This window comes from Streptomyces fodineus, from assembly GCF_001735805.1.
Taxonomy (GTDB): domain Bacteria; phylum Actinomycetota; class Actinomycetes; order Streptomycetales; family Streptomycetaceae; genus Streptomyces; species Streptomyces fodineus.
Genome location: NZ_CP017248.1, coordinates 1,339,151 through 1,362,369, shown reverse-complemented (window position 1 = coordinate 1,362,369; position 23,219 = coordinate 1,339,151). Strand labels below are relative to the sequence as shown.

Annotated in this window: 20 protein-coding genes, 1 pseudogene and 1 riboswitch; of the genes and pseudogenes, 11 read left to right on the top strand and 10 right to left on the bottom strand. The window is 71.8% G+C overall.

The window, feature by feature from the left end; all coding sequences use genetic code 11:
• Nucleotides 1-16 precede the first annotated feature (16 nt).
• The 4 genes from BFF78_RS44600 to BFF78_RS05635 are packed head-to-tail and all read right to left on the bottom strand — an operon-like array spanning nucleotide 17 to nucleotide 3,761.
• The gene (locus BFF78_RS44600; protein WP_069777248.1) at nucleotides 17-226 is read right to left on the bottom strand and encodes a radical SAM-modified peptide, FtsH ternary system-associated; all 210 of its coding nucleotides are present in this window, start codon (nucleotides 224-226) and stop codon (nucleotides 17-19) included.
• A gap of 4 nt (nucleotides 227-230) precedes the next feature.
• Entirely contained in the window at nucleotides 231-1,244 is a 1,014-nt protein-coding gene (locus tag BFF78_RS05645) for a radical SAM protein (protein WP_227025725.1), read from the bottom strand.
• Nucleotides 1,245-1,275: 31 nt separating this feature from the next.
• The gene (locus BFF78_RS05640) at nucleotides 1,276-2,529 is read right to left on the bottom strand and encodes a hypothetical protein (protein ID WP_069777247.1); all 1,254 of its coding nucleotides are present in this window, start codon (nucleotides 2,527-2,529) and stop codon (nucleotides 1,276-1,278) included.
• A gap of 53 nt (nucleotides 2,530-2,582) precedes the next feature.
• A complete protein-coding gene (locus BFF78_RS05635) occupies nucleotides 2,583-3,761 on the bottom strand; it encodes a hypothetical protein (protein ID WP_069777246.1) in 1,179 nt (392 codons plus the stop codon).
• Nucleotides 3,762-4,010: 249 nt separating this feature from the next.
• Here BFF78_RS05635 and BFF78_RS05630 point away from each other — a divergent pair, with 249 nt between their 5' ends.
• Nucleotides 4,011-4,655: a methyltransferase family protein gene (locus tag BFF78_RS05630; RefSeq protein WP_069777245.1), complete on the top strand. Its 645-nt coding sequence runs from the start codon at nucleotides 4,011-4,013 to the stop codon at nucleotides 4,653-4,655.
• 88 nt (nucleotides 4,656-4,743) lie between these two features.
• On the opposite strand, the pseudogene BFF78_RS44595 reads toward BFF78_RS05630, so the two are convergent.
• Nucleotides 4,744-4,878, bottom strand: a pseudogene (locus BFF78_RS44595) (zinc-dependent alcohol dehydrogenase); the annotation flags it as partial.
• An 83-nt stretch (nucleotides 4,879-4,961) separates the two neighbouring features.
• A riboswitch (cobalamin riboswitch) is annotated at nucleotides 4,962-5,081 on the top strand.
• A gap of 61 nt (nucleotides 5,082-5,142) precedes the next feature.
• Here BFF78_RS44595 and BFF78_RS05625 point away from each other — a divergent pair.
• Both BFF78_RS05625 and BFF78_RS47905 read left to right on the top strand, forming a co-directional pair.
• Nucleotides 5,143-5,544 (top strand): (2Fe-2S) ferredoxin domain-containing protein, encoded by a 402-nt coding sequence (locus tag BFF78_RS05625; protein WP_227025724.1) that lies wholly within the window; start codon nucleotides 5,143-5,145, stop codon nucleotides 5,542-5,544.
• A 307-nt stretch (nucleotides 5,545-5,851) separates the two neighbouring features.
• Nucleotides 5,852-6,103, top strand: coding sequence for a hypothetical protein (locus tag BFF78_RS47905; protein WP_069777244.1), 252 nt, complete (start codon nucleotides 5,852-5,854; stop codon nucleotides 6,101-6,103).
• Here the strand turns inward: BFF78_RS47905 and BFF78_RS05615 are convergent.
• From BFF78_RS05615 to BFF78_RS05605, 3 genes are all read right to left on the bottom strand, one after another.
• The gene (locus BFF78_RS05615; RefSeq protein WP_227025723.1) at nucleotides 6,067-6,876 is read right to left on the bottom strand and encodes a maleylpyruvate isomerase N-terminal domain-containing protein; all 810 of its coding nucleotides are present in this window, start codon (nucleotides 6,874-6,876) and stop codon (nucleotides 6,067-6,069) included. The two genes, BFF78_RS47905 and BFF78_RS05615, sit on opposite strands and share 37 nt — an antisense overlap.
• A 284-nt stretch (nucleotides 6,877-7,160) precedes the next feature.
• On the bottom strand, nucleotides 7,161-8,720 hold the full coding sequence (locus BFF78_RS05610) for a fucose isomerase (protein WP_227025722.1): 1,560 nt from the start codon (nucleotides 8,718-8,720) through the stop codon (nucleotides 7,161-7,163).
• A 481-nt stretch (nucleotides 8,721-9,201) separates the two neighbouring features.
• Nucleotides 9,202-10,689, bottom strand: coding sequence for an FGGY-family carbohydrate kinase (locus tag BFF78_RS05605; protein ID WP_069777243.1), 1,488 nt, complete (start codon nucleotides 10,687-10,689; stop codon nucleotides 9,202-9,204).
• A gap of 243 nt (nucleotides 10,690-10,932) precedes the next feature.
• Here BFF78_RS05605 and BFF78_RS05600 point away from each other — a divergent pair, with 243 nt between their 5' ends.
• Nucleotides 10,933-12,000: a carbohydrate ABC transporter permease gene (locus tag BFF78_RS05600; protein WP_079161159.1), complete on the top strand. Its 1,068-nt coding sequence runs from the start codon at nucleotides 10,933-10,935 to the stop codon at nucleotides 11,998-12,000.
• A gap of 75 nt (nucleotides 12,001-12,075) precedes the next feature.
• On the opposite strand, the gene BFF78_RS05595 is transcribed toward BFF78_RS05600, so the two are convergent.
• Both BFF78_RS05595 and lpdA read right to left on the bottom strand, forming a co-directional pair.
• The gene (locus BFF78_RS05595; RefSeq protein ID WP_069777242.1) at nucleotides 12,076-13,074 is read right to left on the bottom strand and encodes a LacI family DNA-binding transcriptional regulator; all 999 of its coding nucleotides are present in this window, start codon (nucleotides 13,072-13,074) and stop codon (nucleotides 12,076-12,078) included.
• A gap of 113 nt (nucleotides 13,075-13,187) precedes the next feature.
• Nucleotides 13,188-14,585, bottom strand: a complete 1,398-nt coding sequence (lpdA, locus tag BFF78_RS05590) for a dihydrolipoyl dehydrogenase (RefSeq protein WP_069783403.1) — start codon at nucleotides 14,583-14,585, stop codon at nucleotides 13,188-13,190.
• A gap of 521 nt (nucleotides 14,586-15,106) precedes the next feature.
• Here lpdA and BFF78_RS05585 point away from each other — a divergent pair.
• The 7 genes from BFF78_RS05585 to BFF78_RS05555 all read left to right on the top strand — a co-directional run bounded on the left by BFF78_RS05585 (nucleotide 15,107) and on the right by BFF78_RS05555 (nucleotide 23,208).
• On the top strand, nucleotides 15,107-16,327 hold the full coding sequence (locus BFF78_RS05585) for a M6 family metalloprotease domain-containing protein (RefSeq protein WP_069777241.1): 1,221 nt from the start codon (nucleotides 15,107-15,109) through the stop codon (nucleotides 16,325-16,327).
• Nucleotides 16,328-16,484: 157 nt separating this feature from the next.
• Nucleotides 16,485-18,167, top strand: coding sequence for an ABC transporter substrate-binding protein (locus BFF78_RS05580; RefSeq protein WP_159032948.1), 1,683 nt, complete (start codon nucleotides 16,485-16,487; stop codon nucleotides 18,165-18,167).
• Nucleotides 18,164-19,108 carry an ABC transporter permease gene (locus BFF78_RS05575; protein WP_069777239.1) on the top strand — a complete coding sequence of 315 codons (945 nt, stop codon included), beginning with the start codon at nucleotides 18,164-18,166 and terminating at the stop codon, nucleotides 19,106-19,108. The genes BFF78_RS05580 and BFF78_RS05575 overlap by 4 nt, the downstream gene beginning before the upstream one ends.
• A complete protein-coding gene (locus BFF78_RS05570; protein WP_069777238.1) occupies nucleotides 19,105-20,097 on the top strand; it encodes an ABC transporter permease in 993 nt (330 codons plus the stop codon). Before BFF78_RS05575 ends, BFF78_RS05570 begins: the two co-directional genes overlap by 4 nt.
• Nucleotides 20,094-20,915, top strand: a complete 822-nt coding sequence (locus BFF78_RS05565; RefSeq protein WP_069777237.1) for an ABC transporter ATP-binding protein — start codon at nucleotides 20,094-20,096, stop codon at nucleotides 20,913-20,915. Before BFF78_RS05570 ends, BFF78_RS05565 begins: the two co-directional genes overlap by 4 nt.
• Nucleotides 20,912-21,931: an ABC transporter ATP-binding protein gene (locus BFF78_RS05560; protein WP_069777236.1), complete on the top strand. Its 1,020-nt coding sequence runs from the start codon at nucleotides 20,912-20,914 to the stop codon at nucleotides 21,929-21,931. Before BFF78_RS05565 ends, BFF78_RS05560 begins: the two co-directional genes overlap by 4 nt.
• Nucleotides 21,928-23,208: an alpha/beta fold hydrolase gene (locus BFF78_RS05555; protein ID WP_069777235.1), complete on the top strand. Its 1,281-nt coding sequence runs from the start codon at nucleotides 21,928-21,930 to the stop codon at nucleotides 23,206-23,208. Before BFF78_RS05560 ends, BFF78_RS05555 begins: the two co-directional genes overlap by 4 nt.
• The last annotated feature ends 11 nt before the right edge of the window (nucleotides 23,209-23,219 follow it).

Here is a 23,219-nt window from a genome sequence, read left to right as displayed (position 1 = left end):
ACCGGGCGCGGCAGGGTCAGCCGCAGAGCATCTGCTCGATCGCGTCCGGCCCCAGCGTCTCCAGCAGCCGCTCCAGCACCTCCGGCCGGAAGGCGTCGCCGAGCACCTGGACGCCCCCGCCGTCGACGCTGATGCTGATCCGCACCAGACGCCCTTCGGGATGTCGCTCGTACTCCTCGGGCTGGATCAGGTCGGGGATGTGCTCGACCATCCGGTACTCGGCCATGGTGTCACCATCGTCCTTCCACTGCGGTGCCGCACCGCGGGCACCTGCCGTCTTCGAGGGCGTTCTCGCCCAGCGCCCAGATGTCCCGGGCCACCACGGTGGTACGGCACCGCGGACACCGGGTGGCCCGGCCGACGGCACCGAGGGCGCGCTCGACGTACACGTGCCGCAGTCCTTCCTCGCGCCCGATCCGCACCCCGGCCGCCAGGTCCGCCACCGGTGTGGGCGCGTGGCCGGTGCGGCGGTGGGCGGGAGTGGCCCGGACCAGATGCCAGGGGATCGCGGGGTCCAGCGCGGCCAGCGCCCGGGCGATCGGGCGCAGGGTGCCGGGTCCCGCGGTGAGTCCGGGGATCAGCGGGGTCGACACCTCCACCCAGACGCCGCGTTCCCGCAGCCCGGTCAGGGCGTCGAGGACGGGGCCCGGCCGGGCGCCGGTGAGGTCACGGTGGTCGCGTTCGTCGAGGGTCTTCACATCGACGTTGACGGCGGCGACATGGCGCGCCGCGAGGTCGACGGCCTCGGCGGTCAGGAAGCCGTTGCTCTTCCAGACCACGTCCACCCCGAGCGGACGGCCCGACTCGGCCAGTGCGGCGGTCAGTTCGATGGCCAGCGAGGGCTCGGTGTAGGAGATCGCGACACATCCCGAGCGCGCGGCGGCCTCCCCGGCCACCTCCTCGGCGTCCACCGGCTCGGCGTCCCAGCGGACGGAGTCCTCACGGCCGTACTGGGACATGCGGTGGTTGATGCAGTAGTCGCAGGCGAAGGTGCAGCCGGGCGCGGCCAGGGTCAGACAGGGAGTGCCCGGGCGGTAGTGGTACAGCGGTTTGCGTTCGACGGTGTCCCAGTGCCGTACGGACGACGCGAAGGTCGCGGTCTCCAACCGGTCCCCGGTCCGGCGGCGCACCCCGCACAGGCCCGTCTCGCCGTCCTCCAGCGCACACCGGAAGGGGCACAGCAGACACTGCACCCGCCCGTGCCGCCGCCGCTGGAGGACCGCCGGCGTCCACTGCATACCCATGTCGGCCAGGGTAGCTTCCGGCCTGCTCAACTCACCCGGAAACACCGTGAGTTGGATCCTTCGTGGCGTCCAGCGCGGTCAGCACGGCGCGCCCGGCCTCCGTGTGCGCGCGACGGCGGGCGGCGGCCGACGGATCCGGGGACGACACGGCCCGGGTGCCGGCGGACCGCAGGCGCAGCACCTCGGCCACGGCCCGGTCCCCGACGGCCTGCCGGTCGTACGTGGCCGGGTCGCACTGGAAGGCGAGGGCGGCGGCGGCCAGCACCCCGGCCGCCGACGGGCACCGGGAGGGACCGCCGGCCAGCAGCCGCCGTGCCCCGGCCGGCACGTCGGGGCGGCCGGCACCGAACAGTTCCGTCAGCGACAGCCCGTCCAGCCCGGACCAGCCGCCCGCGACCAGCGCGGCGGCCACCACACCCGCCTCGTGGCCGTCGCCGGTGCCGTCGGGCGCGCCCGGGTGTCCGGACAGCCGGGCGGCGGCGCCGGCCAGCCGCAGCCGGGCCGCGGGCGGCGGATGCGGGCCGTCGAAGTCCCGTTCGTCCACGTCATCGCGTTCGTCTACGTCGTCCCCGGGGCCGAGCAGCTCCGCGAGTACGGCGGCGTAGGCGGGCCCGCACAGCACGGCGGCGCACACGTCGGCGAACGCCTCGCCCGCCCAGCGCTCCCAGTGGGCCGCCCGGTCCGGGGGCAGACCGGCCGCCCCGATGCGCCGGCGGATCTCCGCGCCGAGCCCGCAGTCGTCGTCGATGTGGTGCGCGGCCTCGTGCGCCACCGTCAGCAGGGCGGGCAGATGGGAGCCGAAGGACCAGGGCACGTCGATGACCGGGAACGGCAGCCGGGCGGCGGCCTCACGGCCCTCGCGGGTGTGGATGCCGCCGCGGGGCAGCAGATCGTGGTAGGCGCTGCCCCGGCGATGGGCGCGCGGCGAGGCCGCCCGGCTGAAGCCGACCAGCGGGGGTTCCTTGGGACGGCCCCCGGCGAGCCTCAGCACGGGGCCGTAGCACTCCCACGCCAACTCGTCGGCGGCGTCCAGGAAGCGGCGGTAGTCACGGACGCGGCGCAGCAGGAACCGGGTGCGGTAGAAGTCCCACACGTGGTGCAGGTCCAGGACCCGGCCGGGTACCTCGTCGCCGCGCCCGTCCGCGAGCCGGGCCCGTACGTCGGCCACGCCCGCCCCGAGCAGCGCGAGCACGGCGTCCAGCTGGCTGCGGTGCTTCTCCAGCGGCCCGCCGGCGCGGCTGTCCTCCCGCCACCGGCGCAGCTCCTCCTCCAGCCCGGCGACCACGTGCTCACGCGCGGCGGCACGCCGGGCGGGCAGCGGGGCCGGGGCCGGGGCCGTCAGGACGCGTCCCGTCCCGGCTTGACCGCGACCTCCGGCCCCGGCGCAGGCTTCGGTCCCGGCTTCGGTTCGGGCGCAGGCTTCGGTCCCGGCTTCGGCTGGGGCGCAGGCTCCGGCTTGGGCGAGCGCGGGGGTTTCGGCGTGCGGCGGGCTTTCGGTGCGTGCTCCGGCTCGGGCTCGGGCTTCGGCTTGGGCGAGCGCTGGGGTTCCGGTGCGTGCCAGGGTTCCGGTGCGTGCTTCGGCTGGGGCGCAGGCTTCGGCTTGGGCGAGCGCTGGGGTTGCGGCGTGCGCCAGGCTTTCGGTGCGTGCTTCGGCTCGGGCGCGTGCTCAGATTCCAGCGCGTGCCCCGGCTCGGGCGTGTGCTCCGCGTCCGGCGCGGGCTCCGCGACCGGCTGCGGCGGGGCTTCGAGCACGGCCGACGGGTCGTCGGCGGCCTGCTCCAGCAGCAGCGGTGGCACCGGCTCGGAGTCCAGCCCGCGGCCCGGCTGCACGGGCCCGTACTCCTCGCGCACCCCGCCGAGCCAGGTGCCGCGCAGCCGTACGACCCGGAAGAGCGGGGTGACGGACTCGCCGATCCACTGGAAGCCCAGGTGACGGCTGCCCGCGAGCTGTGCCGAGCCCGCCAGGTCGAGCAGTTGCAGGGGCCCGGCGCCCACGGCAGTGGAAAGGCGCAGCTCGGCGGAGGCGCCCGCCTCGGCGGCCACCAGCACGGCGGCACCCTCGGCCCGGACCACCTCGGTCACGGCGAGCAGACCGGCGTCCCACCGGCCCTCCCAGTAGCGGCGGACCAGCGCGCCGGCCAGGGCACGGGTGTCCGCCATGCCGCTCCCGGTCAGGCCCCGGTACGCCACCAGCGCGGCCCGCTGCCGGGCGAAGCGCAGCAGCACCCCCGCGTCCACGTCGACGAGGGCGGAGAACAGCGGGTCCGGGGCGCCGGACGCCTTGAAGCGGATGTCGATCCCGCCTGCGGCGTCGTGCACGAACGCCCCGCGGGCAGCGGGCGCCGTCTCGTCGAACGCGATCCGCCGCTCGGTCAGCGTCCCGGCCGCGCGGACGGATCCGCGGGAGTCGTGCAGGACGTCCCCCACGGCGACCTTCTGGAGCAGGGGCCAGGCCAGCCACCAGTCGCCCCATGCCTCGCGCATCGCGTCCCGGTACACGGCGAACGTATGGACCACGGCGTTCAGCTCCTCCCCTGTCCCGCCCGAGCACCCTGCGCGCAGGCTAGCAGCGCCGCACCCGGGACACGCCCGAACTGCCCTGTTCCGAGGGGACTTTGCGGGGTCGGGCAGCGCGGTGGGCCGAGCCGCCCGCCCCTCCGCCCGTGGAGCAGGCGGTTCCTCCATCCACGGATGGAGGCAGGTGGAGAGCCCTCCATCGACCTGTGGGTGGTGGTGATCCGCTGTGTGCGCGAGCACCCTTGAGGCATGGGTTCTCTGCACTCGGCACTCGTCCTGATCACCTCCGTCTGCGTGGTGATCTTTCTCGCGGCCTGGATCGCGGGCGCCGTCTACTTCGGCGTGAAGAGCCACAGAGGCGCGCGCGGCTGGCTGCGCGGACTGCGGCGCACGCTGCCGCGCCGGCTGCTGCTGATCGCCGGCGTCTATGTGCTGTCCGCCCTGCTCGGGCACTTCCGGGGCTTCTGGCGTCACCTGCAGTACTGGCGGCCCGAGCTGGCGGTCCCGGGTGTCCTGCTCGCCATGGCCTCGACCGCCCTGCTGCTGTGGGCCCGCTGGGTTCTGGGCACGATGTGGGCCAGCGTCCCGACGGTCCAGGAACACCATGAGCTCCGCACGGAGGGTCCCTACCGGCTGGTCCGCCACCCCATCTACACCGGCTTGCTCGGCTTGACCGTCGGCGCCATGCTGGCCTGCGGCTTCGGCGTCTGGACAGCTGTCCTGGCGGTGGCCGTGCCCTGGCTGCTGCGACGGGTCCGGATCGAGGACGGTCTGATGGCCGGCCAGTTCGGCGCCGCCTACGACGCCTACCGCGCCGAAGTCCCGGCCCTGATCCCCCGAATACGCCCCACCGCGCGTTTCGGCCCGCACCGTGCCGGCAGCGAGCAGCGGTAGCCCGGCAGGCGGATGCGGCTTCGCTGGGAGGCCGGTGCCGGCAAGCGACGGTCAGGTGGTGGGTCGCCCCGCGAGTCGATGACATGCCTCAGCCGTCGGCCCGGACGAAGACGGGTTTGAGGTGTTTCTCGGGCAGGGCGTCGGGGAGTTGCCCCCAGCCGAGGACGTGGGAGACGACACGGGCGGGGTCGACACGACCGGAGCGGGCTAGGTCGAGGGCGTCGGAGCCGACGGTCGGTGAGGGCACACGCGGTGCCCCGACCGCTGATGGCATGATGACCGTCGACATAAGGCGACGGCGGTCCGAGGAAGCCGGTGTGAATCCGGCGCGGTCCCGCCACTGTGACCGGTGAGCGAGTCCGGCAGGCCACCGCCCCGACCGGGGTGGGAAGGCGGGGCGAGCGAGCACCCGGGAGCCAGGAGACTCACGCGGTCGCCTCCTCGACGAACACCGGGGCGGATCTCCCCGGGAGGGGAGTGGTGCGGCGTGCCCGAGAGGCCGGCGGACGGGGCAACGGGCAAAGCCGTGGCGGGGAACCGCCCGGTGCCGTGCCGGGTCGTGGTGTGCCGGGACTGCTGCTGCGGCAGCCCCAAGGTGACCGGGGTCGATCACGCGGCGCAGACCGCGCGTCTGCGGGCCGAGGTGCCGGTGCGCATCTCCGACTGCCTCGACGTGTGCGATCAGGCCAACGTCATCGTCGTACAGCCGTCCGCCGCGGGCCGGGCCGCCGGTGCACGGCCGGTCTGGCTCGGGCTCGTCAACGACCGGGACGCGACCGAGGACATCGTCACCTGGGTGCACGCCGGCGGCCCCGGCGTGGCTCCGCTGCCGGACATCCTCGACCTGTACGCCTTCACTCCGCCGCGGCGCCGCGCGGAATCCCGCTGACCCCGAGGGCCGTCCGAGACCCCCGGCCACCAGACCCCGGAAGGAACCGACGAGATCATGCGCGTCATCGTGACCCCCGGCCCGACGGAGGTGTCCGGGTGACCGGCACCGAGGAACCGTGCCGTGACTGGACCCGGGACGGCGGCCGTTACCTCGGATTCTGCATGGGAGGCTATCTGGCCGGCAGAGACCCGGGCTTCGGCCTGCTGCCCGGCGACACCGACGAGTACATCACCTCGCCGCGCGCCTCGGTCCGCGACGACCGGGACACGGTCGTGGCGGTGACCTGGAGGGCAGGCCGCGTAACATGTACTTCCAGGACGGGCCGTTCTTCGTTCTGGACAAGGGCGCCGATGCATCCGTACTCGCCAGGTACGACAACGGCACCGCGGCCGCTGTCGTCGCTCCGTACGGCAAGGGCCGGGTCGGAGTGGTCGGGCCCCACCCGGAGGCGGATACCTCCTGGTACTCCGACGCGGGGCTGAGGAATCCCGACGGTGTGCGTTTCGATCTCGATCTCGGTCACGATCTCGTCGAGGAGACCGTCAGCGGGCTGTAGCCGTCAGTAGCCGCCCAGCAGGGCCCGTACCCTGCGCAGTGTCTCCGGTCCGGCGGAACTGTGCCAGCGTGCGGGGTCGGCGGGGCGCCGTCCCCACCGCAGCAGGACCCGTACGGCGGCGTCGCTCTCGATCGTGGCGGCGCCCTCGGGGCGGCGAGCCGGACGCTGCCGCCGTCGGCGTCGGCGCTCACCACGATGTCGTCCATGCCCGGGGTGCGCAGGCGGCCCTCGACCCGCCCCTTTGAGCCCAGATCCAGACCGGCGCGGCCTCGCTCGAGCAGGGGCCGGCCGACCGAGACCACACTGTGCTCCGTCATCCACGGCTCGTTGAGGTCCTGCACCGCCGTCCGGTCGTCACCGGTCAGGTCCCAGCGGTGCAGGATCAGCTCCTCACGCATGTGTTCCGCGAAGAAGGGGACCGTCACCGAGCGGCCGGTCCACATCACCTCCGTGTCCGGGGACAGGTCCTGCGCGGCGGCCGCGGCGACCTCGGTGAGCTCTTCACAGCGGCTGAGGAACGCCGCCCAGAGCTCGGCGTCCGACATCGGGCGGTAGGGAGTCTCACGCTCGAAACCCTTGGTCTCCACCGGCGTGCCCGCGTGGAACGCCCGGAGCACCCCGGCCAGTTCCTCGGCGTTGCCCGTCTGGTGGATCAGGACGTCACGCACCGTCCACGCCTCGCACCAGGTGCCGTCATCGGGCCGCCGCGCCTGCACGGCATGGACGAAGGGGGCGAGCTCCGGCAGCGTCTCGTCGACCTTGGAGGGGATCATGCGCCATGGGTAGCCCGGCCGTCCGCCGGCCGAACCACGGGGGCATCCGAACGGGGCCCGCCCGGACGAGCAAGGGCTCAGCGGTCATCGGCCTCCCGGGCATGCTGCGGGACGTGCTCAGACGGCCATGCTGAACTCCTCGGAATCGTGGGGGTTTCCTGGTTCGCCTGCTCAGTCGTTCACGTGCTGGTTCGCGGTGCTCCGCCCGTGCGGGGAGCCGGGCGGAACACCGCGAAGTCATCGTGCGGGCGCACCGTCGGGCACACGGCCACCCGCCGGCTCGGTTACAGCGTCACGTCCCCGCACAGGTGGACCTCGACGCCCAGCTCGGCGAAGAGGGCGGCCTTGGCGCGCAGCGCCTTGTCGGCCGTCTCCGCGTCGGGGGCGTCGGCCACGTTCAGGTGGTTGGCGCGGTGGCGGGCCATGAACTGGTCGCGGCTGACGCCGTGCAGCACCGCGTGCATGATCGGCCACTGCGGGGTGGTGGCCTCGAGGCGGCGCCGGGTCTCCTCCTCCGGCAGCTCGACCGAGGTGGCCCGGCCCAGGTCGACATGGAGCCGGCCGTCCATCAGGAACACCCGCGACCAGACGATCTCGCCGGGCTTGGAGACCCCGCTGAGCGTGCCGCCGCCGAGCGGGAAGTACATCGGGGGCTGCCGCATGCTGTACGACTTGTCGTAGCCGCCGTTGTGGGAGGCGGGCACCGAGCCGGAGATCTCGAAGACCCACACGAAACGGCCCTCGTACTCCTCGCCCCACCGGATGTCGTGCAGCGTGGTGGCCGGGTCCAGGCCCATCGCCGTCCAGATGCGGTTCGTGACCAGGGAGTCGACGGCGACGCCCTCGTCCACCTCGTTGAAGTGCGGCAGCGGCGCGCCGGCGTACAGCTCGCGGGCACCGTCACGGCTGAACACGGGCGGGCGCTGGACGTTGTTGAGCAGGCCCTCGGCGAGGTCGCTCGCCGGGACGGTGTCCTTCAAGCCCTGCTGGTACTGGAAGCCGACCGCGTCGAGACCGAAGTCGTCGGCGATGCGCAGCGCGGCTATGTACATCTTGAACTGGCTGAGCAGCTGGGTCTCGGTGAGTTCGGTGGCCTCGTCGGTACCGGTGTGGAAGGTCATACCGGCGTGGTCGAGCCAGGCACGGACGGCCTGTGCCTCCTCGTCGCCGACCTTGTCCATCTCGGCGACGAGGGCGCTCTGCGACAGGCGTTCCTTGTAGATGCCGAGCGGGTTGAGGAACTCGTCGTCGATGATGGCGTTGTACATGCCCATGCAGCCCTCGTCGAAGACGCCGATGATCGCCTTCTCCTCGCGCAGCTGCCGGGCCAGGGCCACGCCGAGTTCGGTCTCGGGGTCCGCGGGCAGCGGCGGCAACGGCCGGACATGGCTGGTGTCGTGGCTGAGGGTGCCGGTCTCCAGCCAGGTGCGCAGGCCCTCGCGCGCCCAGTCGTCGGTGAAGTCGGCGCTCCACACCACGCAGTAGTCGCGCCCGGCCTTGGTGAGGCTGCCGGCGAGGTTCAACAGGCCGACCAAGCCGGGGAATTCGCCGCTCCAGTTGGCGACGACCAGGATCGGGCCCCGGTGGTCGCGCAGCCCGGCCAGGACATGGTGGCTGTACTGCCAGACGCCCTCCACGACGATCAGCGGCGCGTCCTTCGGCAGGGTCTTGAACACCTCGATACCGGCGCGCTGGCTGTCGATGAACCCGTGTCCCTTCGCCGCGTCGAAGGCGTGACCGCGGCGGACCATCCAGCCGAGGTCGGTCGGCGCCACGGCGAGGTCCTTCTCCAGCTTCTCCTGGGTCGGCCAGCAGGTGACGGTTGGCGGCGGGCCGCAGATCACCGCTGGCCACGGTGTAGACGGTGTTGGGCTCGGCGGGGGCGGGCCGGCTCGGGACGGGCAGGGTGTATGCGGTCATGCGATCTCCGTTGGGTGTACGTATGGGGGGCCACCGTCGGCCGACCGAGTGGCGCGAGTTGGGGTCCGGTGCCTTTTCGGCCGTCCGGGTGGGGCGGGTTGGGGTCTGGTGCCTTTCCGGCTGTCCGGGTGGCGCGGGTTGGGGTCTGGTGCCTTTCCGGCTGTCCGGGTGGGGCGGGCTGGCGCGCTTCCGGCTGACCGAGTGGGCGAGTCGGGGTCTGGTGCCTTTCCGGCCGACCGAGTCGGGCGAGCAGGGTCTGGCGTCCTTCCAGCCGACCGAGTCGGGTTCGGTGCCTTTCCAGCCGGCCGAGTCGGGTGGTGGGTGGGCATAGGCCGGGGGTCCAGGGGGCGGAGCCCCCTGGCGGGGTTCAAGGGGCGGAGCCCCTTGGCCTGGACTCGGAAGGGCTCAGCGCTGCTGCAGCGGGGCAAGGGCATGCACGGTCGCCGAAGTCTCCCGGTACAGCCGCCGATAGAGGCCGTACAGCTCGTCGTACCGCCGGCGATGCTCCCCGCGCGGCCTCACCGTCTCCCGCACCGGGTTCCAGTCGTCGATGCCGGCCTCCCCGACGAGCTGCGCCGCGAGCAGCGCGCCGCCGTAACTGGCGCCGATCGTGATGCTGCGCACCTCCTGCTGCCGGCCGGTGATGTCGGAGACGATCTGGGTCCACGGGGCGCCCTGGGTGCCGCCGCCGACGGCGACCACGCGGCGGATGTCGCCGCCCGCCTCCTCGATGACCTCGATGTTGTGGCGCACCCCGAATCCGGTGGCCTCCAGCGCGGCCCGGTAGAGGTCGCCGCGGGTGTGCGAGAGGGTGAGGCCGGCGATCACGCCACGGGCGTCGGGGTCCATGATCGGAGTGCGCTCTCCGGAGAAGTACGGGAGCATCAGCAGCCCGCCCGCCCCGGGCCCCGACTCGGCTGCCAGACGGGTCAGTTCGGCGTGGTCGCCGTCGGCGAACAGATCGCGCAGCCAATTGGTGACCGCCCCGGAGGTGGCCATGCCGCCGGCCAGGTTGCGGGTGCCGGGCAGCGCGCCGACCGTGCCCCACAGCGAGGGACTGGTGAGCGGCTTGGGCACGGTGTGGATCAGAAACATGGTCGTGCCATACATGAGCATCAGGTCACCGGTGTGCTGCGCTCCCACGCTGAGGGCCTCGGCCCAGGCATCGATGGTGCCGGTGGTCACGGGGATCCCGGGCGGCAGTCCCGTCGCCGCGGCGGCCTCGGCGGTGACGGTGCCGGCCGCCTCGCCGGACCAGCGCAGCGGGGGCAGCTCGATGCCGGGGGCCACCTCGGCGGCCCAGGGGTCGTACCACTCGCCCGCGAGGGTGTCGTACAGCGGGGTGCACTGGCTGGCCGAGTGGTGGTCCAGCACATAGGTGCCGGTGAGCATGCGGACCAGCCAGGAGCTGGGCATGTACAGGCGGCGGGCGCGGGCGTACAGCCCGGGTTCCTCCTCGGCCACCCAGGCGATCTTCGGCCCGGCGGCCTGGGTGGTGAGCGCGGAGCCGCACCGGCGGATGATCTCCTCGGCGCCGAGCCGTTCCTCGATGCGGCGGATCTGGCGGACCGAGCGGGTGTCGACGCCGTACAGGATCGCGGGGCGCAGCGGGGTGTCGTGCTCGTCGGTGAGCAGGACACAGGGGCCCATGCCGCTGACCCCGGCGGCGAGCACGGTGGTGTCGTCCGGGCCGGTCAGCTCGCGGGTGAGTGCGCAGAACTCCTGCCACCACACGGAGGCGTCCATCTCGAAGCGGCCGGGGCCCGGCCTGGTGGGGGTGTGCTCCCGCACGGCCGAGCGGATCAGGGCACCGTCGAGGCCGACGAGGACGCCCTTGCTGCTCGATGTGCCGATGTCCACACCGATGACTGCGTTGCGCGACTTGCGAGGCATGGGGTGCACGCTGGCAGAAATCGATTTCAGCGTCAAGAGGCCGCGCGCGGCCGGGCCTTGCCGTCACATATAGCTACGCAAGCCGCGTAAATCGGGCGTGGCGAGGTTCGTGGTGCCCGCTTGGATCTCACCCCTACACCCTTGGAGGCTGCCCTACGTTTCGCTGAAATGGATTTCACAGGGTGCGGGGCGGGCCCGGTTCCGGGCCCGCCCCGCATCCCACCCATGAGGGCACAGAAGACGATGACGACCTTTGGACTCGACGGCATCTCCCGCAGGACCCGTGCCGTGAGCCGTTCCATCAGCGCCGAGAACTTCACCGGTGCCAAGTCCGGCGGCGGCCGGGCCACCGAGGGAACCGGAGCGGTCGCGGCGAGCAGGCTGGGGCCGGGCTGGAAGATCTCCCCGAGCATCGACATCGCCGCGGGCGAGACCGCGGTGCTCGCCGGCATCGAGGGACCGGGCACCATCCGCCACCTGTGGTGCACCACCGATCCGCACATGGCCTGGCGGGGCACACTCCTGCGGATGTACTGGGAGGACGAGGAGACCCCGGCCGTCGAGGTCCCGCTCGGCGACTTCTTCTGCAACGGCTGGAACACAATGATGCACGACCCGCTGTTCTGGGACTCGATGAAGATCACCGGCGAGTACGTCGTGATCCTCGTCCCCGTCCTGTTCTGCGTGAGCCTCGGCCTCGGCCTGCTGGTGAAGCAGAAACTGCCCGGCGTCGGCGCCTACCGCACCGCGCTCTTCCTGCCGTACGTGATCAGCCTCGTGGTGGTCGGCGTGCTGTGGAAGTTCCTGCTCGACGAGCAGACGGGCGCGGTCAACCGGGTGATGCGGGCCGCCGGCTTCGACGGCAAGTCCTGGCTCGGCAGCCCCGCCCTGGCCCTCGGCTGTGTCATCGCCATCATGGTCTGGGTGATGATGGGCTACTACATGATCATCTTCCTGGCGGGACTCCAGGAGATCCCCAAGGAGTTCTACGAGGCCGCGAAGCTGGACGGCGCCGGACCGTGGACCACCTTCCGCACCATCACCTGGCCGCTGCTGCGCCCCACCAGCTTCTTCGTCCTGCTGATGTCGACGGTCGCCGCCATCACCGGCGGCCTCGACCTGATCTTCGTCCTGACCAACGGCGGCCCCGCGAACGGCACTTCACTGGCGATCTTCTACATCTACCAGTACACCTCCAACTGGAACTACACCCTGGCGGCGGCCACGGTCGTGGCGCTGCCCATGCTGGTCCTGTTCTTCGTGTTCCAGCGGCAGATCGTGGAGTCGATCAAGACGTCGGGACTGAAGTAGCTCCGGACCCGCGAACAGGGGCGCCGTACCGGCCCGTTGACGGTACGGCGCCCCCCTCTCGTGTCCTCGGGCGCCTCACGGCCCGGCGGTGCTCTCCCGTACCTGGAGCCTGGTGCGCAGCACCACGGTCTGCAGCGCCGACGGCTTGCCCTCGATGCGCTGCAGCAGCAGGTCGGCCGCCGCACGGCCCAGCTCGTACGACGGCAGCTCCACGGCGGTCAGGGACGGCCGTACGAGCGACGCCCACGGCACGTCGCCGAAGGACAGCACACCGACGGAGGGCGGAGTGCGGTCGACTTCGCGCAGCGCCTCCAGGACACCGATCGTCATGAGGTTGTTGGCGACGAACACGGCGTCCGGCGGCTCGGGCAGCGCCAGCAGCTCGCGCATCGCGGCCCGGCCGCCCTCGACCCGGAAGTCGGCGTGCCGTATGTAGGCCTCGCCGGCCGGGGCGGCATCGCGTACGGAGTACAGCGCCATGCGGTACCCGGCCAGGCGCTCCTCGGCGGTGGAGGTGCCCCGGGGGCCGGTGATGCAGGCGATCCGGCGGTAACCGGCCTGCAGCAGATGGCGGGTGGCCACCTCGCCGCCGTGCTGGTTGTCCACCTGCACGGCGTCCACCTCGGCCTCGTGCGGCCGGCGGTCCACGGCGACCACGGGCACGCCCCGGGCGGTCAGCGGCCCCAGGTCCGTCTCGTCCTGCGAGGCCGCGGCCACGATCACACCGGCCATCTGCTCGCCCAGGGCGACCTCCAGGTAGCGCCGCTCCTTGTCGGGGTCCTCGTCGGAGTTGCACAGGACGACGGAGAGGCTGGTGCGCTGCGCGGCGTCCTCGACCCCGCGGGCGAGCGACGTGAAGAAGGGGTTCTCGATGTCCGGGATGATCAGGGCGATCACGCTGGAGCGCTGCTTGCGCAGCGACCGGGCCACGCGGTTGGGCGCGAAGCCCAGGGCCGCGGCGGCCTGCTGGACGGACAGGGCCCGTTCCGGCGTGACGTTGCCGCCGTTGAACACGCGCGAGACCGTCGCCGGGGACACCCCGGCGGCTCGCGCCACGTCATGGATCGTCACCACTTGAGTGCGCATCCTTTCAGCCGTGTGTGGCACCAGCCTACCCTGCGTCTGAAAAGGATTTCATCCCTGAGCTGAGCCGCAGGCCGACCCCTTGTCGAGACAGGCGCCGCACCTCAGAGGTTGATCATGTGCCCGGCGAGGCCGTGGAGGGCGTCCTGCACCGCCTCGCTCAGGGTGGGATGCGCGTGGACGTTCCTGACCAGCTCCGTCACCGTGAGGTCCCACTTCTGGGCGAGGGTCAGCTCCGGGAGCAGTTCGGTCACGTCCGGGCCGATCATATGGGCGCCGAGCAGTTCGCCGTAGCGGGCGTCGCTCACCAGCTTGACGAAACCGGCCGTGTCACCGAACCCGTGTGCCTTGGCGTTGGCCGTGAAGGGAAACTTCGCCACCCGGACGTCGAAGCCCTCCTCGCGGGCCTCGGCCTCGGTCCAGCCGAAGCTGGCGATCTGGGGCCGGCAGAACGTCGCCCGGGGGATCATGCGGTAGTCCAGTTCCATCGTCTCGGCGCCGGCGATGGTCTCGGCGGCGACGACGCCCATCGCCTCGGCCGCGTGGGCCAGCATCAGCTTCGCCGTGACATCGCCGATGGCATAGATGTGCGGCTGGCTGGTGCGGCAGTGACCGTCCACGTCGATGGCACCGCGGTCGGTCAGCCGTACGCCCGCGGAGGACAGCCCGTAGCCGGCCGTACGCGGCTGGAAACCCGTGGCCTGCAGCACCCTTTCGGCCTCCAGGACCTGTTGCCCCTCGCCCTGCCGGACCCTGACGCGGACGCTGTCGGCACTCTCCTCGATGGACTCGACGCGGGTGGAGGTCAGCACGCTGATCCCCTGCCGCCTGAACCGCTTGGTGAGCTCGGCCGACACCTCCTCGTCCTCCAGCGGCGCGATCCGGCCGAGGAACTCGACCAGCGTCACCTCGACGCCGTAGGAGCGCAGGAGATAGGCGAACTCGACGCCGATGGCGCCGGCCCCGGCGATGATCAGGCTCGACGGAAGGCTGTCGGCGAGGATCTGCTCCTCGAACGTCACGACGCGCTTGCCGAGTGCCGTTCCGGGCAGCAGCTTCACCGTCGCGCCGGTGGCGATGACGCAGGAGCGGAAGGAGAGCGTCGCCTCGCCGTCGCGCAGGCGCACCTGCATCGTGTGCGGGTCGATGAAGGTGCCCTGCCCCTCGAACTGGGCGATCTTGTTCTTGCGCATGAGATAGCCGACGCCCTTCGCGCGGCCGTCGGCCACCACCCGGCTCCGCTCGTAGGCGCTGCGGTAGTCCAGGCTCACGTCCCCGCCGATCTTCACGCCGAACTTCTCCGCGTCGTGCAGGATCAACTGCGCGACCTCGGCGTTGCGCAGCAGCGCCTTCGCCGGGATGCAGCCGATGTTCAGGCAGACGCCGCCCCAGAAACGGCCCTCCACGATGGCCGTACGAAGGCCCAGCTGCGCGCAGCGGACGGCCGCCACATATCCGCCGGGGCCTGCTCCGAGGACGACGACATCGAAGTCAGTGTCCATCTCCACCTCTCCCATGCGGTCCGCCGGCATGGTTCACGGCACCCGCCCGGGCGGGTCCCAGCCGGCCGTGGCGCCGGTGTCCACGGGGCCGCACGCGCCCCGACGACTCCGGTACCCCCCGTCCGTGCCGGTCACCACCGCGACCGACCCCTTGATCTCCACGGCCGACACCTCGATTCGTCGGTTGCCGCCAGTGCCGACAGGACCCCGCAGCGTCCGGCCAGGGGACGGGCGGTCCGCAGGCCCGGCTCCGGCTCCGCACGCCGGCGTCCCCCTCCCTGCCCACGGTCTCCCATCCGCAGCGGCCCCGCATCACGTGGGGCGTGGTGCCACGGCCCGGGCGGTCACGCGGCCCACGCCACATCGCTCCACCCGAAACCCGGCTCATAAGCCGGAGTTATGGACTATTGCTCTCTCCCTGGCGGAATACAGGCGGCCGAATACTGCTCCTTGCGTCAACGCCGTACCGGGCGATCCGACGCACCGGCCCCCACACCCGGACACCCATCCCCGGAGGCACCATGCGCTTCCCAGCCGGGACGAGACGCCCCTCGCACACGGCGTCGCCCCTCATCGCCCTGTCCGCCCTGCTCGCCCTGGTCGTCGTGCCTGCCCACCCCGCTCACGCGTACAACGGCAGCACCTCCGCGTGCGCGCTGCCCGGGGCGACCGGGTACACCGACGAGGGCCAGCCGACCGACTACACACGGTTCCAGAATCCGGACGGCACCAAGCACGTGGCCGTGATCTACGTCGACTTCCCCGACGCCGTCGGCACCTCGCTGCCCCTGACGCCGTACTACGACCAACTGTCGGGAGCCGCCGACTGGATGTGGAACGCCTCCTACGGCAGGACGTGGCTCAACCTCCAGGCGCCGTACGGCAACTGGGTGCGCATGCCCAGGAACTCCACCGACTACGACTGGGAGCGCGGATTCTCCTGGGCCACGCACCAGACCTATGTGCGGGACGCGCTCACCGGCGCAGCCGACGCCGGCGTCGACCTCTCGCGGTACGACATGTTCTACATCGTGCCGACCGGCACCGCGACCGCGATCGGCCATTCCCCCACCTTCATCCAGGACCCGGACCGGCCGACCCAGGTGTGGAACGGCGTGACCCGGAGCTGGGTGACGGTCCACTGGGCGGTGACGTTCGGCCAGGACATGTGGACCTGGGGCTACAAGGTCGCCGACCACGAGACCGGTCACACCTTCGGCCTGCCCGACCTCTACGCCTTCGGTGGCGATCAGAACCGGTACGTCGGCGGCTGGGACCTCATGGGCCTGATCTCGGGCCCGGCCCCGCAGTACCTCGGCTGGGAGGCATGGAAGTTCGGCTGGATCACCGACTCCCAGGTCTCCTGCCTGTCCACGGCGGATACGTATGCCACGACCCTGAACGGAGTGGAATACGGGGGCAGCGGTTACAAACTGGCCGTGATCAGGACCGGCGGCACCACCGCCTACGTCGCGGAGTCCCGCAAGGCCGCGGGCGACGACTCCGGCGCCTGCGCCACCGGCGTTCTCATCTACAAGGTCGACACCTCGACGCCGTCCGGCGGCGGGCCGGTCCAGGTGGTCACCAACCCCGACGCCGCCGCGCCCACCGGGAACTGCACCGCGCAGGACATGCAGACCTGGCAACCGGGTCAGTGGTTCGAGGACGGCAGCGCCCGTATCAGGATCTCCGTACGCAGCTCCGACGCGTACACCGACACGGTCTGGACCTACAAGTGGTGACCCCGTAGGGACGGATGCCGCTGAGCGGATTCCCATAACGCGATGTTGTGGGGATCCGGGATCTGGCTGCGGGGGCCGACCGCCTCCACCCTTGGCGCAAAGCCACTGTGCAATGTCACATCGCATACGAGGCCACGGAACATCGTAGGGAGTCATCGTGAGAGCACGACGTTCGGGGATGGTCATGGCCGCTGCCCTGGGACTCGTCGCCGTCGCCGGCTGCGGGGGAGCCGGCGACGGCGAGGGGCAGGGCGGGCCCGCGAGCAAGGGGGGCACGCTTCATGTGCTCTCCAGCCTCGACCTGGAGCACCTCGACCCGGCCCGCAACTACGTCACCTCCTCCGAGGACGTGGGCCGCCTCGTCTACCGGACGCTGACGACGTACGCGGCGGCACCCGGCCCGGCCGGCGGCAAGATCGTGCCGGATCTGGCGACGGACACCGGCCGCCCGAGCGACGGGGCCCGCACCTGGACCTTCACGCTCAAGGCAGGGGTGAAGTTCGAGGACGGACGGCCGATCACCAGCCGGGACATCAAGTACGGGGTCGAGCGGTCGTTCGCCGCGGAACTCCCCGAAGGCCCGCCGTACGCGCGCATGTGGCTTGCCGGGGCCCGGAGTTACAAGGGCCCCTACAAGGACAAGCAGGGGCTCGCCTCGATCGGGACCCCCGACGACCGGACGATCGTCTTCAAGCTCAGCCGGCCGGTGGCCGACTTCGGTTCCGCCGTGTCGCTGCCGATCTTCGCACCGGTTCCGCAGGACAAGGACACCGGCGTCCGCTACGACAGCAGGCCCTTCTCCTCCGGCCCGTACAAGATCGGGGCATTCGAGCCCAAGAAACGGCTCACACTGGTCCGCAACACCTACTGGAGTCCGGCCACCGACACCGTGCGCAAGGGCCTGCCGGACACGATCGTGATCGATCTCAACCTCGACGCGGCCGTCGTCGACCAGCGGCTGATCGCCGCTCAGGGACAGGACGCGGACGCGGTCGCCTTCGAGCCGGTCGGCCCGGCCTCGGTCGGGCCGGTGATGGCCAACCCCGCGGTGCACAAGAGGCTGGTCGTCGGCGAGTCCATCAACACGCGGTACCTGAGCATCAACACCCGGCACAAGCCCCTCGACGACGTCCGGGTACGGCAGGCGATCGCCTACGCGCTGGACAAGGACGCACTGCGCACCGCCCGGGGCGGCCCGATCGCCGGCCGACTCGCCACCACCCTGCTGCCGCCGTCGCTGCCCGGCGCCGTCCCCGACGATCCCTATCCGAGCCCCGGCGGCAAGGGCGATCCGGCCAAGGCCAAGGCGCTCCTGGCCCAGGCGGGCCACGCCTCGGACCTGACCCTCACCCTCGACACCCCGGCCACCGCGGGCGGTCAGACGCAGGGTGAGGTGGTGCAGGCGTCCCTGGCCAAGGCCGGGATCAAGGTGAAGATCAACGCGATCAGTTCGTCCGCGTTCTACAGCACGGTGGGCAACACCGCCCAGGAACACGACCTGGTGATCGACGGCTGGACACCCGACTGGCCCGGCGCCTCCACCTACCTGCCGCTCGTGTTCGACGGCCGGCTGATCACCCCCGAGGGCAACAACGACCACGCCCAGTACGACTCGGCCAAGGTCAACGCCCGCATCGACGCGATCGCCGCGATGAAGGACCCCGCTGCCGCCGCGACCGCCTACGGCCAACTGGCCAAGCAGATCATGGCAGATGCTCCGGTCGTGCCGTTCCTGTGGGACAAGGCGGCCGTCCTGACCGGCCCTCATGTCACCGGCGCATACGGGCACATCGCCTACGTCGGACGACTGGATCTGGTCTCCCTGGGGCTGCGCAAGTGACCGCCACGCTCCCCGCCTCCCTGCCGGCCGACGCGGCGAGCCGCGGCGGCCCCCGAGAGACGTCTGTGCTGCGCCGGCTGCTGGCACAGCGCTCCGCCGCCGTCGCTCTCACGGTGGTCGTCCTCCTGGTGCTGATCGCCCTCGCGGCCCCGCTGATCACCTGGGTCGCCGGCACGTCCCCGACCGAGTTCCACTCCGACGCGGTCAATCCGGCGCTCGGCGGACTGCCGCGCGGCACCGGAGGCGGGATCAGCGCCGGGCACTGGCTGGGCGTGGAGCCCGGCAGCGGCCGGGACATCCTCGCCCGTGTCGTGTACGGCGCCCGGGTCTCGCTGCTGATCGCCCTGCTCGCCACCGTCCTGTCGGTGTCGCTCGGCACGGCGCTCGGGCTGGCCGCCGGGTTCTTCGGCGGTTGGACCGACACGATCGTCGGCAGGCTGATGGACCTGCTGATGTCCTTCCCCGCCCTGATCTTCATGATCGCGCTGATCTCCGCGGCCCCGGGCGTGAACCGGCAACTGCTGCTGGTCGTCGTGCTCGGCTTCTTCGGCTGGCCGTACGTCGGGCGGATCGTGCGCGGCCAGGCGATGGTGCTCGCCCGCGGGGAGTTCGTGGCGGCGGCCCGGGTCCTGGGCGCCTCCCGGGGCGCGCTGCTGGTGCGGGAGGTCCTGCCCAACCTGAGCGGGCCGGTCCTCGTGGTCGCGACCATGTCGATCCCCGGCTACGTCGCCACCGAGGCGGGCCTGTCCTTCCTCGGCATCGGAGTACGCCCGCCGACCCCCTCGTGGGGCCAGATGATCGCCTCGGCGGTGCCGTGGTACGCCGCCGACCCCGTCTACTTCCTCGTCCCAGGCGCCTTTCTCTTCGTCACCGTGCTCGCCTTCAACGTGCTGGGCGACGCGGTACGGGACGCGCTCGACCCCCGGAGCCGCCGACGATGATCCTCTATGTCCTGCGCAGACTGGCCGCGACGGCGGCGATCCTGCTGGTGGTCTGCGCGGCCACCTTCGCGATCTTCTATCTGATGCCCGCCGACCCGGCCCAGGGCGCCTGCGGCAAGGCGTGCAGCCCGGAGCGCATCGCCGAGATCCGCACCACGCTCGGCCTGAACCACTCGGTGTTCGTGCAGTTCCGTGACTATCTCGTCGGCTTCACGGCGGGCCGCACGTACGGCACGGGCGCGCAGGCCGTGCACTGCCCCGCTCCATGTCTGGGATTCAGCTTCCAGACCGATCAGCCGGTGTGGCGGATGCTCACCGACCGGCTGCCGGTGAGCATCTCCATCGCCATGGGCGCCGCGGTGCTGTGGCTGATCGTCGGTGTCACGGCCGGGGTGATCTCCGCGCTGCGCCGGGGCAGCCTGTGGGACCGGGCGGCGATGACAGCCGCGCTGGGCGGTGTCTCGCTGCCCGTCTACTTCACCGCTCTGGTGCTGCAGTACCTGCTCGTCGTCAAGCTCGGTCTGCTGCCCTATCCGCAGGCGATCGCGCTCACCGCGGATCCGGTCGGCTGGGCGGAGTCCATGGTCATGCCCTGGATCACCCTGGCGATGCTCTACGCCGGGATCTACGCACGGATCACCCGCGGCGAGATGCTCGACAGCCTCGGCCAGAACTACGTCCGCACCGCCCGCGCCAAGGGTCTGCCCGAAGCGACCGTGCTGCGCCGCCATGCGCTGCGGCCGGCCTTGATGCCCATCGTGACGATCTTCGGCATGGACCTCGGCGCGCTCCTCGGCGGCGCCCTCATCACCGAGTCGGTCTTCGGTCTGCCCGGTGTGGGAAAGCTCGCCGCCGACGCGATCAACAGCGCCGACCAGCCGGTGATCCTCGGCGTGACGTTGTTCGCCGCGACCTTCGTCGTGATCGCCAACGTCGCGGTCGACCTGGTCTACGCGCTCCTGGACCCGAGAGTGAGGGCCGTGGGATGACCCTGCTGACCGTACGTGATCTGACCGTGGACTTCGCCGGCGGCGTACGCGCCGTCGACGGCCTCGATCTGGACCTGGCCGCCGGGGCGGTGCTCGGCGTGGTCGGCGAGTCGGGCAGCGGCAAGTCCGTCACCAGCCTGGCCGTCATGGGCCTGCTGCCCGATGCCCGGATCACCGGTGAAGTCCGCTTCGACGGACAGCGGTTGACCGGACTGGACCGGCGGGCACTGCGCCGGCTGCGCGGCGACCGCATCGCGATGATCTTCCAGGATCCGCTGTCCTGTCTGAACCCCTACTACCCCGTGGGCTTCCAGATCGCCGAAGCCTTCTCCGCACACCGCCGGGCCCGGCGCCGCGAGGCGCACCGGGTCGCGGTGCGCATGCTCGACCGGGTCGGCATCCCCGAGCCCGAGCGGCGCGCCCGCGCATATCCGCACGAGTTCTCCGGCGGCATGCGCCAGCGCGTGATGATCGCGATGGCCCTGTGTCTGGAGCCCGACCTGCTCATCGCCGACGAACCGACCACCGCGCTCGACGTGACCGTGCAGGCCCAGATCCTGGATCTGCTGCGGGAACTGCGGCAGCGGTCCGGCACCGCCATCATGCTCATCACCCACGACATGGGCGTGGTCGCCGGGCTGGCCGACGAGGTGGTCGTGATGTACGGCGGGCGCGCGGTCGAACGGGGCACGGTCCGCGAGGTGTTCTACCGCCCGCGCGACACGTACACCAAGGGCCTGCTGGCCTGCGTACCCCGCCTCGACGGGCCGCTGCCCGACCGGCTGCCCACCCTGTCGGCACCGGAGGTGACCGCGTGAACAGCGTGCACACACCGCTGCTCGAAGCGCGCGACCTGGTCAAGCGGTTCCCCGTACGGCACGGTCTGACCCGGCGGCTCGCCGGACACGTCAGGGCGGTCGACGGTGTGTCACTGCGGGTGGACGCGGGGGAGACGCTGGGGCTGGTCGGCGAGTCCGGCTGCGGCAAGTCCACCGTCGCCCGGCTGCTGGCCCGGCTCATCGAGCCCACCTCGGGCACCATCCGCGTGGCCGGCAGCGAACTGACCGCGCTGGACGAGCAGTCGATGCGACCGGTGCGCCGCGACCTGCAGATGGTCTTCCAGGATCCCTTCTCCTCGCTCAACCCCCGGCAGACCGTCCGGCAGATCCTGACGGCGCCGTACCGGTACCAGCAGATGACCGCCGACGAACCGGTGGAAGAGCTGCTGGAGCGGGTGGGCCTCAGGCCGGAGCACGCCGCCCGCTACCCCCACGAGTTCTCCGGCGGCCAGGCGCAGCGCATCGGCATCGCCCGGGCGCTGGCGCTGCGGCCGAGACTGGTGGTGTGCGACGAGCCCGTCTCGGCGCTCGACGTGTCGGTGCAGGCGCAGATCCTCAACCTGCTCAAGGACCTGCAGCAGGAGTACGGGCTCGCCTACGTGTTCATCGCGCACGACCTCGGCGCGGTCCGCCAGATCAGCACCCGCGTCACCGTGATGTACCTGGGCACGGTCGTGGAAACGGCCGACCGGGACACCCTCTACGGCAGCGCCGCGCACCCGTACACGCACGCCCTGCTCTCCGCCGTACCGCTGCCCGACCCGGACGCCGAACGAGCCCGCGAGCGGATCGTCCTGAGCGGCGACCTGCCCAGTCCGCTCGATCCGCCGAGTGGCTGTCCCTTCCGCACCCGGTGCCCGAGGGCGGCCGACCGCTGCGCCGCCGAGCGGCCCGTGCTGCGCGCGCTCACCGCGGGCCACGAGGTCGCCTGCCACTACCCCGAGCCGCTGCCGCAGCCGCCGTCCGTGTCGATCAGCGAGGAAAGGACCCCATGAGCCGCAGCTACCGCCTGCCCGGACTCGCCGTGACCGACCACACCTTCACCGTGCCGCTCGACCACGCCGACCCCGCGGGCCCCTCGATCCAGGTGTTCGCCCGCGAACTGGCCGACCCGGCACGCGCCGGCGAGCGACTGCCCTGGCTGCTGTATCTGCAGGGCGGACCCGGAGGCAAGTCGCCCCGGCCGCTGAACGCCACCACCGGGTGGCTCGCCCGCGCCCTCACAACCCACCGGGTGCTGCTGCTGGACCAACGGGGCACCGGACGCAGCACCCCGGTCACGGCCCGGTCGGCCGGGCGGTTCTCCGATGCCCGGGAGCTGGCCGGCCGGCTCGCCCTCTTCCGCGCGGACTCGATCGTCGCCGACGCGGAGCTGATCCGGCATCAGCTGTGCGGCGGTGAGCCATGGGAGACGCTCGGCCAGAGCTACGGCGGCTTCCTCACCCTCACCTACCTCTCCCGCGCCCCCGAAGCACTCCGTGCCTGCTACATCGCCGGTGGCCTGCCCGGCCTGGAGACCACCGCCGACGACGTCTACGCGGCCACGTATCCCCGGGTCGGGCAGAAGACGACCGCCTTCTACGCCCGCTACCCCGGTGACCGCGAACTGGTCCGGCGGATCACCGGCCTGCTGGAGCGCCGAACGGTGCGGCTGCCCGACGGGGACCGGCTCACCGTCCGGCGGCTGCGCACGCTCGGCCTGATGCTGGGCATGGGAGAGGGAGCCCAGCGCCTGCACTGGCTGCTGGACGAAGCCCTCGGCGCCGACGGCGAACTCTCGGCGACCTTCCTGCACCAGGTGATGAACCTGACCGGTCTCGTCGACAACCCGCTCTTCGCGGTGCTCCAGGAGGCCATCTTCGCGCACGGAGGCAAGCCCACCGACTGGGCCGCCGCCCGCGGGCTCGCCGACCACCCGGAGTTCGCCGAGGACGCCGACCCGCTGCTGTTCACCGGCGAGATGTTCTACCCCTGGATGTACGACGAGATCGCCGGGCTGCGGCCGTTCCGCGACGCGGTCCGGCTGCTGGCCGAGCGGACCGACTGGCCCGAGCTGTACTCCCCGCCGCGACTGGCGGCGAACCAGGTGCCGGTGGCCGCCGTGATCTACCACGACGACATGTACGTGCCAGCCGAGCTGTCCCTGCCGACCGCGCGCTCGGTCGGTGCGCTGCGCGCCTGGGTCACCAACGAGTGGGAGCACGACGGGCTGACCGCGTCCGGTGAAGGCGTGCTGTCCCGCCTGATGGACATGGCCGCCGGCCGGGCCTGACCTTCCCGCAC

Excerpts from the sequence above, each read along its gene's own strand:
- BFF78_RS05605 (WP_069777243.1), bottom strand. The coding sequence starts at position 10,689 with ATGCCTCGCAAGTCGCGCAACGCAGTCATCGGTGTGGACATCGGCACA.
- BFF78_RS44600 (WP_069777248.1), bottom strand. The coding sequence starts at position 226 with ATGGCCGAGTACCGGATGGTCGAGCACATCCCCGACCTGATCCAGCCC.
- BFF78_RS05585 (WP_069777241.1), top strand. The coding sequence starts at position 15,107 with ATGCGCTTCCCAGCCGGGACGAGACGCCCCTCGCACACGGCGTCGCCC.
- BFF78_RS05615 (WP_227025723.1), bottom strand. The coding sequence starts at position 6,876 with ATGATCCCCTCCAAGGTCGACGAGACGCTGCCGGAGCTCGCCCCCTTC.
- lpdA (WP_069783403.1), bottom strand. The coding sequence starts at position 14,585 with ATGGACACTGACTTCGATGTCGTCGTCCTCGGAGCAGGCCCCGGCGGA.
- BFF78_RS05555 (WP_069777235.1), top strand. The coding sequence starts at position 21,928 with ATGAGCCGCAGCTACCGCCTGCCCGGACTCGCCGTGACCGACCACACC.
- BFF78_RS05630 (WP_069777245.1), top strand. The coding sequence starts at position 4,011 with ATGGGTTCTCTGCACTCGGCACTCGTCCTGATCACCTCCGTCTGCGTG.
- BFF78_RS05600 (WP_079161159.1), top strand. The coding sequence starts at position 10,933 with ATGACGACCTTTGGACTCGACGGCATCTCCCGCAGGACCCGTGCCGTG.
- BFF78_RS05565 (WP_069777237.1), top strand. The coding sequence starts at position 20,094 with ATGACCCTGCTGACCGTACGTGATCTGACCGTGGACTTCGCCGGCGGC.
- BFF78_RS47905 (WP_069777244.1), top strand. The coding sequence starts at position 5,852 with ATGTACTTCCAGGACGGGCCGTTCTTCGTTCTGGACAAGGGCGCCGAT.
- BFF78_RS05570 (WP_069777238.1), top strand. The coding sequence starts at position 19,105 with ATGATCCTCTATGTCCTGCGCAGACTGGCCGCGACGGCGGCGATCCTG.
- BFF78_RS05645 (WP_227025725.1), bottom strand. The coding sequence starts at position 1,244 with ATGGGTATGCAGTGGACGCCGGCGGTCCTCCAGCGGCGGCGGCACGGG.